Annotated in this window: 7 protein-coding genes; 4 read left to right on the forward strand and 3 right to left on the reverse strand. The window is 40.1% G+C overall.

Annotated elements, in window-relative coordinates:
• Nucleotides 1–35: 35 nt before the first annotated feature.
• Nucleotides 36–272 (reverse strand): hypothetical protein, encoded by a 237-nt coding sequence (locus WBP50_RS09995; protein WP_423934051.1) that lies wholly within the window; start codon nt 270–272, stop codon nt 36–38.
• 141 nt (nt 273–413) lie between these two features.
• On the opposite strand from WBP50_RS09995, the gene WBP50_RS10000 reads away from it, so the two are divergent.
• Nucleotides 414–1,061: a glycosyltransferase gene (locus tag WBP50_RS10000; RefSeq protein WP_423934053.1), complete on the forward strand. Its 648-nt coding sequence runs from the start codon at nt 414–416 to the stop codon at nt 1,059–1,061.
• Between the two features lie 76 nt (nt 1,062–1,137).
• On the opposite strand, the gene WBP50_RS10005 is transcribed toward WBP50_RS10000, so the two are convergent.
• Nucleotides 1,138–2,010 carry a glycosyltransferase gene (locus WBP50_RS10005; RefSeq protein ID WP_423934055.1) on the reverse strand — a complete coding sequence of 291 codons (873 nt, stop codon included), beginning with the start codon at nt 2,008–2,010 and terminating at the stop codon, nt 1,138–1,140.
• Between the two features lie 135 nt (nt 2,011–2,145).
• Nucleotides 2,146–2,964, reverse strand: a complete 819-nt coding sequence (locus WBP50_RS10010; protein WP_423934058.1) for a glycosyltransferase domain-containing protein — start codon at nt 2,962–2,964, stop codon at nt 2,146–2,148.
• Nucleotides 2,965–3,483: 519 nt separating this feature from the next.
• Here WBP50_RS10010 and WBP50_RS10015 point away from each other — a divergent pair.
• The 3 genes from WBP50_RS10015 to WBP50_RS10025 all read left to right on the forward strand — a co-directional run bounded on the left by WBP50_RS10015 (nt 3,484) and on the right by WBP50_RS10025 (nt 6,601).
• On the forward strand, nt 3,484–4,620 hold the full coding sequence (locus WBP50_RS10015) for a glycosyltransferase family 4 protein (protein WP_423934059.1): 1,137 nt from the start codon (nt 3,484–3,486) through the stop codon (nt 4,618–4,620).
• Nucleotides 4,621–4,835: 215 nt separating this feature from the next.
• Nucleotides 4,836–5,960: a mannosyltransferase family protein gene (locus WBP50_RS10020; RefSeq protein ID WP_423934061.1), complete on the forward strand. Its 1,125-nt coding sequence runs from the start codon at nt 4,836–4,838 to the stop codon at nt 5,958–5,960.
• On the forward strand, nt 5,957–6,601 hold the full coding sequence (locus WBP50_RS10025) for a DUF7024 domain-containing protein (RefSeq protein WP_423934063.1): 645 nt from the start codon (nt 5,957–5,959) through the stop codon (nt 6,599–6,601). The genes WBP50_RS10020 and WBP50_RS10025 overlap by 4 nt, the downstream gene beginning before the upstream one ends.
• Nucleotides 6,602–6,697 lie beyond the last annotated feature (96 nt).

Raw genomic sequence — 6,697 nt, forward strand, 5'->3', positions numbered from 1 at the left:
GATTATCAACCGTTTTTTCCATGAAGGAACATGCCTCACAAAAAAAAAGCATGGCGCCCAATAACCCACTGATCCATATCCTCTGGGAATTTACCGACAAGCCGTGGGGCGGTGGCAATCAGTTTCTGAAAGCGCTTCGCCAACAGTTCATAAAACAGGACAACTACGCCGATACGCCAGAACACGCTGATATCATTCTTTTCAACAGTCACCAGTTCCAGAAACAGGCACTCAGACTCAAGCTGAAATATCGAGAAAAGATTTTCATCCACAGGGTTGACGGTCCCCTTTTCCATACAAGAGGTGAAATCGGCATAGGCACAGACCGGAAAATCTTCTACTGCAACGACCTTGTCGCCGACGGCACGATTTTCCAGTCGGAATGGAGCAGGAAAGAATCGTATCGGCAGGGAATGAAAAAAAACCGCTTTGAAACCTGCATCATCAATGCTCCGGATCAGGATATTTTTTATCCAAAAGCCACTCTCACCATAGGTGATTCGCAGCTCAGGAAAATAAGACTTGTCACCACCACCTGGTCATCGAATCCAAGAAAGGGATTCGACATACTGCATTACCTTGACGAGCATCTTGATTTCAGTCGCTACTCGATGATCTTCATCGGCAATTATGACCGGCCTTTTAAAAACATAACCATGATTGATCCCCTTCCCTCAGGAAAACTTGCAGAGAAATTGAGGGAACAGGACATCTTCATAGCAGCAAGCGTCGGCGAACCATGCTCAAACAGCTTTCTGGAAGCTTTGCACTGCGGTCTTCCGGCCGTTGCACGCAACAATTCAAGTTACCCGGAACTGCTCGGAAAGAATGGCCTGCTCTTTGATGGAAAAGAAGATGTTATCGAAATGATCGACAGGCTTTCAGAAAACATTGAAAGCTACAATAAACCATGCAACATACTTCGTATTGATGAAATTGCACATCGCTACAGGATATTTTCCGAGCAGATTCATCAAAAAATGATGCATAAGGAATACTTCCCAAAAAAGCTTTCACTCCCGGTATATTATCTTTCAAGAATGCTGTTAAAAAATCTTTGAATACAAAAAATCAATACTGCTCCAGGAATCCATATCTTTCAGCTATTTAAAAACCGGTTACTCTTCGGCCCGCGTTCTATTTCGTTGAGAATCGCTTATAATCGAGTGGATTACCATATACCTCGATCAGATTTTTCATCTGAATATCGTTTTTCTTATTAACAACATTAATTCTTGCCAAGCCATTTTTTTCAGTTCCTCTCCAGGAGTAAAAATCTAAACTGGCGTCAACTTTCTTAGCCATATAACCATTTAACCTGAACATAAAGTAAAGCCATATATCATCTGCATATTCACATTTTTCCAGAAAAATTTTCTCATTAAACACTTCTTTATGCAGACTTTCCGGAGGATACAAAACCCCACCTGTCCCTGTAGGAAAAATATATTCATCATCACAGAGCGATCCCGTCTCCCATTCCCATTCCTTGTAGGGTAAAAGACAACCCTCTTTATCTTTACTGATTCGATGGGCCCTGCAGCACAGTATCTCTCTTTTCGACTCAACATGACTGTTTATCAGTGATTCAAGCCAATTTTCCGGATAGTAAACATCATCATCAGCTGTTACGATAAAATCTTCAGGGTATTTTTTTAAAGCATGAATCAGCTTATTATAACTTCTCAGGTCCGTATCAACGCTTTTAATTATCAGGCCTCTTTTTTTCAGCTTTGAAATTTTTTTCGGCAACGAAAAAAGGTCTTCCTTATAAACCCACAAAATCACGATATCCGGCTTGACAGTTTGAGACAAAAGTGACATGAGCGTCAGTTTCAATGTACTGTATCTTGATGGATATGATGTCAGCGATACAATAAGTTTTTTGGAAAGGCTGTGCTTTTTATCCGGGTAGTGCTGAAGATAGAAATTTTTATATGCCTGCAACCTTCGCATCCTCTCTTTTAAAAACTTTTTTATCCTGTTTTTTTTCTTTTTGCTTATTAGCATATATGTCATCCTTTAATACAAGCCACGATTTTTCACTTCAGAATATTTATCCATAAAAAAGCCAAAGCATTAAAACGCCCACAAGAAAGCTGATCAACAGGAACTTTCGGTGCATGTTTTTTTACTTGTTATGCCTCACTTTTTATCACGTATTAAGCCAACAAAAAATAAAGACACTTTTTTTCTTAATGAATCCGAAAGTGCACGTATGCTGCTATTTATTTTCTTAAAACCCTTCCTGCGTTTTTTTGCTTGGGCAAGAATCTCCTCTTTTGTTATATGATTCTTTCCGACCAGAATTCTAATTTCCGGATTTTTTCTGTACGGATTATCTGACAATAACGTTATTGTAATATTATTTTGCCACAGGACATACGTAAAACTAAGCTGATCCCTTCTGGAGTAATTCTTAATCCACCACCACCATTCATCCATAAGTTTTTTGATCGTGAGATCATGATTTTTTCGGTATATTATACTTGTCTCGAAGAGGCCAACATGTGAAGGAAAGCCCTTTTTTTTCATCAAATCAATCTGTCTTTTCATCACCAGCTCATCATCTTTCCCCTTTTTTATACAGACATCCCATTCATCGTAAACGCAATCTCTTTTTGGGTGTGGGCCGATCGATATTGGTCTTGCATCATTGATTGCAGTATCAACATCATTAAAAACACTTTTACCACAAATATCAATACTGCCATCAACCCAAATACTGTTTTCATATTCTGGAAATAAAACATGAGGATGAAGCTTGTGCCAACGCTGGTTACGAACATTATCCAGTTTGTCAAAAGAAATTTTTCGTATTTCCCATTTAAAATTATGCTCATTCCTAATTGAAAAATTATCAGTAAAACAAATATAATCCCAATAAGGATCAATATAGGAATGATTAAGCAGCTCATCATACATTCCGGTAATGCAGGTATATATGACACCCTTTTTTTTCATTGTCGCTTTAATCTGAATCAATGTAAATGAGCCCGAGTAATACTGATCCTGCAATCAACATATCCATATATTTCTCCTTTGTATCAAATCATAGTCACCTACTGAATCGCAGTTACTCAAGGAGAATTTTATACAGAAAACGGCAGGAGTTTTCTTATCGATATTTAAAAATACACCTCTCTTCCCGAAAACCAAATACCTGCCGAAATCAGAGCATTTATATCTGTCTTCACACAGCCTTAAATATGTCGGAAAGATGATGCCGGCAAATGCGGAATTCACGCCAAGCAGGATCACGTCACTGCGGCATAATCCAGGGGCCGCTCAACTATGCGGTTTTCCAACTGCTCTTATAGTCAGAGCAGTGTTGACTCCTCTTACGTCTTTTTTCCGATGGAGTGTTCACCGTAGAGCATCATTCACGATTTGGGGTTTTCCGGCCTGCTTTCATATCGGACTATGACTAAAAACAGCTATTTTACCCAATACATAAAACAGAAGAAAAAAAGAGAATAAACCATGCACATCACCCTGTTCTTCACCCGCAAGGGATCCCTGAAAAACTGGGCACGCGTTGGCATGTTCGAGAGGGAGGTTGCTCTCTACAGAAAATATCTTGAAAAAAAAGTGACGATCTCTTTCATCACCTATGGAAAAAAAGACCATCTACTCTTTGCCGACCGTCTGCCCGGCATTGAAATACTCTGCAATGAATGGAAGCTTCCGGCAAGCATCTACACACGAATGATACCTCTTCTGCATGCAAAGACGCTGCAAAAAACGGACATCATAAAATCAAACCAGACCCCCGGCGCTCTTGAAGCCTTGAGGGCAGCAAAAATCTTCAGAAAGCCGATGATCGCCCGATGCGGCTACATGCATTCGGACTTTATAGCCAAAGAAAGCGGTGTTGATTCTGACTTGACAAAAAAAGCACTGAATGATGAGTTAAAAATTTTCCGTTCCGCAGACAGTATCGAGGTAACAACAGCCATGATGAAAGAAAGCATCATGTCAAGAATTCCTGAAACCTCAGGTAAAATCAGTGTAGTTCCCAACTATGTTGATACAAGGATTTTTTCCCCTTCCTCGTTATGTAAAGACATCGACCTGCTCTTTATCGGAAGATTGACACCTCAGAAAAACCTTTTTGCACTTCTTGACGCGCTACATGGCCTGAACCTTAAAACCGTCATCGTCGGCACGGGCGTGCAGGAAAAAGAGCTGAAAGCAAAAGGTCTGGCATTGAATCTGAATATCGACTGGAAAGGAAATATCCCGAATAATGAGCTTCCACTCTATTTGAACAGAGCGAAATTATTCATTCTCCCATCATTCTATGAAGGACATCCGAAAACGCTTATTGAATCTATGGCCTGCGCACTGCCATCCATAGGCGCAGACTCACCTGGAATCAGAGAAGTGATCAGGCATGGTGAAACCGGGTGGTTATGCAGTACTGAAACGGGCAGTATCCGGGAGGCTGTCATAAAACTGTCGGAATCTGATGAACTGCGCACCACTCTGGGCTGTAAAGCCAGAACGTTTGCGGTTGAAAACTATTCACTCGATACAATCGCTGAAAAGGAACACAACATGATGCTGCAACTCGTTAACCGTGACACGCGCCGGAAAAAACGGACCATTCAGAAGTAGAGAACTGCTGCTGCATGAGGGGCCCGTTCCGGCAAGCTCTTCATGTTTTCCCGATTCGGCAGGACTGCCTTTGTCCATGACAATAATCCTGTTTTTACCGATGCAGACCGCTCTCCTCCGTTTCGGGACTGATTATATATATTGAAACCCGGTTTTGCGACATCATCCGGAATCACCCTGGGCTCCTCCATGCCTTCAACACAGTTTCTTTATAAATGCAAATAAAAAACCTGCTCATCCTGTCCGTTGTCGCGGCCTTATCGAGAATATCGGTTATTGCCGCAGTATTTTTGTATTCCGGGGGCATCGACTTTCCATCCAATATATGTCAATGGGACTGTGCCTGGTATCTTTCTATCGTAAATGAAGGGTACGATTTACATCCACATGCCTATGCTCCCGGCACACCGCACCATGCCAACCATGAAGGTTCATTTTCCAACTGGGCATTTTTCCCCTTATTCCCTGTTACTGTTCGCATATTATCATCAATACTATACTCAGACCCACTTGTTACAGCCCTTATTCTGAACAACATCCTTTTTATAGCTCTGATAATTCTTCTCTATACGTATTTAAAAAATGATTTTGGAGAAGAGATTGCGCTGAAAGGTTCTGCGGCTTTTTGCTTCTTTCCATTCACCATCTATCTTTCGGTACCATACAGTGAAGGATTGTTTTTAACATTGCTTTTTGGCGGTCTCGTTTTATTACAAAGGAAAAGATTTGTTCTTGCAGCCATCACAGGGGCATTGCTTGGAGCAACAAGAACAACCGGTTTATTTTTTGAGTTTATTTTTATAAGCTACAGTATTCCATTTCTGGTACAACTCCAAAAAGAAAAGCAGAACCTTTCAGCGCCAGCAATCACCTTTATTTTCGGCGTCCTTTTCATTCCTGTAGGACTTGAAATTTATTCAATATACCTACACCACTTAACCGGAGATGCGCTCGCCTTTTCCCATATACAGAGAGCATGGGGCAGAATTCCAGGAAATCCCATAAAAACCTTTATAAACGAGATTAAAAATCCTGCTGTAATCTCGGTTTATGGTATGTTTTCATCAATGCTTGCGATTACAGCATCAGTATGGCTGTTTACAAAAAAGCACTGGGGTGAAAGCATATTTACTCTCGCTTCAATCCTTCTCCCGATTTCAACCGGGACATTTACTTCCTGCACACGGTATTCACTTCTTTCACTTTCATGGATAATATTTTTCAGCTATATGATTTCAAAATTACCACGATCAACTTATCTGTCAGCCATCATTTCTTTTTTCTTACTGCTCCTGATATTTGCAAAATTCTGGATTAATGATTTACAATTTATGATATGAAAGAACAGATAATAAATAAAATACCTCTCCGTAAACTATTGCTTTTACCGATAATTTTTCCCCTGTTATTTCTTCATGCATACGTCTTGCATCTGGCATTAAATCCAAAAACCGAACTACCATACAAGCTATACTTTATTGATCGAAAAATAAACCAATGGAATTTCGGTCGCGTCACTCAATATAAAACAGGGACTGTGATAGACTTTGGCATATCAGGCAATTCAGAAAAGTATACTCTTCATGGTTTTTCAAAACCGGAAAAATGGGGCACATGGACACACAAAAAAAGTACAGGACTTCTGTTAAGGCTTTCAGAAAAACCAAAAAAAAACCTTTTACTTACAGTCGATGCCTATGCATATGTCAACAAAAAAAAACCTTTCCAGATTGTTGATATTTATGTAAACGAGCGATTTCTCGAAACGTGGAAATACACAAAATCATCCAAAAAAGCTAAAACCGTCATTATTCCGAAAGCGCTTATTGTGTACAATAAAAATTATGTATACATCAATTTTAAACTGAAAGACCTGGCATCCCCAAAAAAGCTTGGACTGGGAACAGATCGTCGAAAATTAGGTATTGGCGTTGTATCCATTCGGCTGGACAGCATAAAAAGCGCTGCCACGCTGAATTAATTTCAAGAAAAACAAAGGATTAGCCGGACATATACTGACCGGCAAGAAAACATTCTTGCCAGCTTGACTTCAGGCTCTATCCAGTACCATAAATAC

This window comes from Chlorobium sp., from assembly GCF_049593655.1.
Classification (GTDB): Bacteria; Bacteroidota; Chlorobiia; order Chlorobiales; family Chlorobiaceae; genus Chlorobium.

Bases quoted from the DNA above. Each gene is read 5' to 3' on its own strand.
- WBP50_RS10000 (WP_423934053.1), top strand. From the start codon at position 414: ATGAAAAAAAACCGCTTTGAAACCTGCATCATCAATGCTCCGGATCAG.
- WBP50_RS10005 (WP_423934055.1), bottom strand. From the start codon at position 2,010: ATGCTAATAAGCAAAAAGAAAAAAAACAGGATAAAAAAGTTTTTAAAA.
- WBP50_RS10010 (WP_423934058.1), bottom strand. From the start codon at position 2,964: ATGAAAAAAAAGGGTGTCATATATACCTGCATTACCGGAATGTATGAT.
- WBP50_RS10015 (WP_423934059.1), top strand. From the start codon at position 3,484: ATGCACATCACCCTGTTCTTCACCCGCAAGGGATCCCTGAAAAACTGG.
- WBP50_RS10020 (WP_423934061.1), top strand. From the start codon at position 4,836: ATGCAAATAAAAAACCTGCTCATCCTGTCCGTTGTCGCGGCCTTATCG.
- WBP50_RS10025 (WP_423934063.1), top strand. From the start codon at position 5,957: ATGAAAGAACAGATAATAAATAAAATACCTCTCCGTAAACTATTGCTT.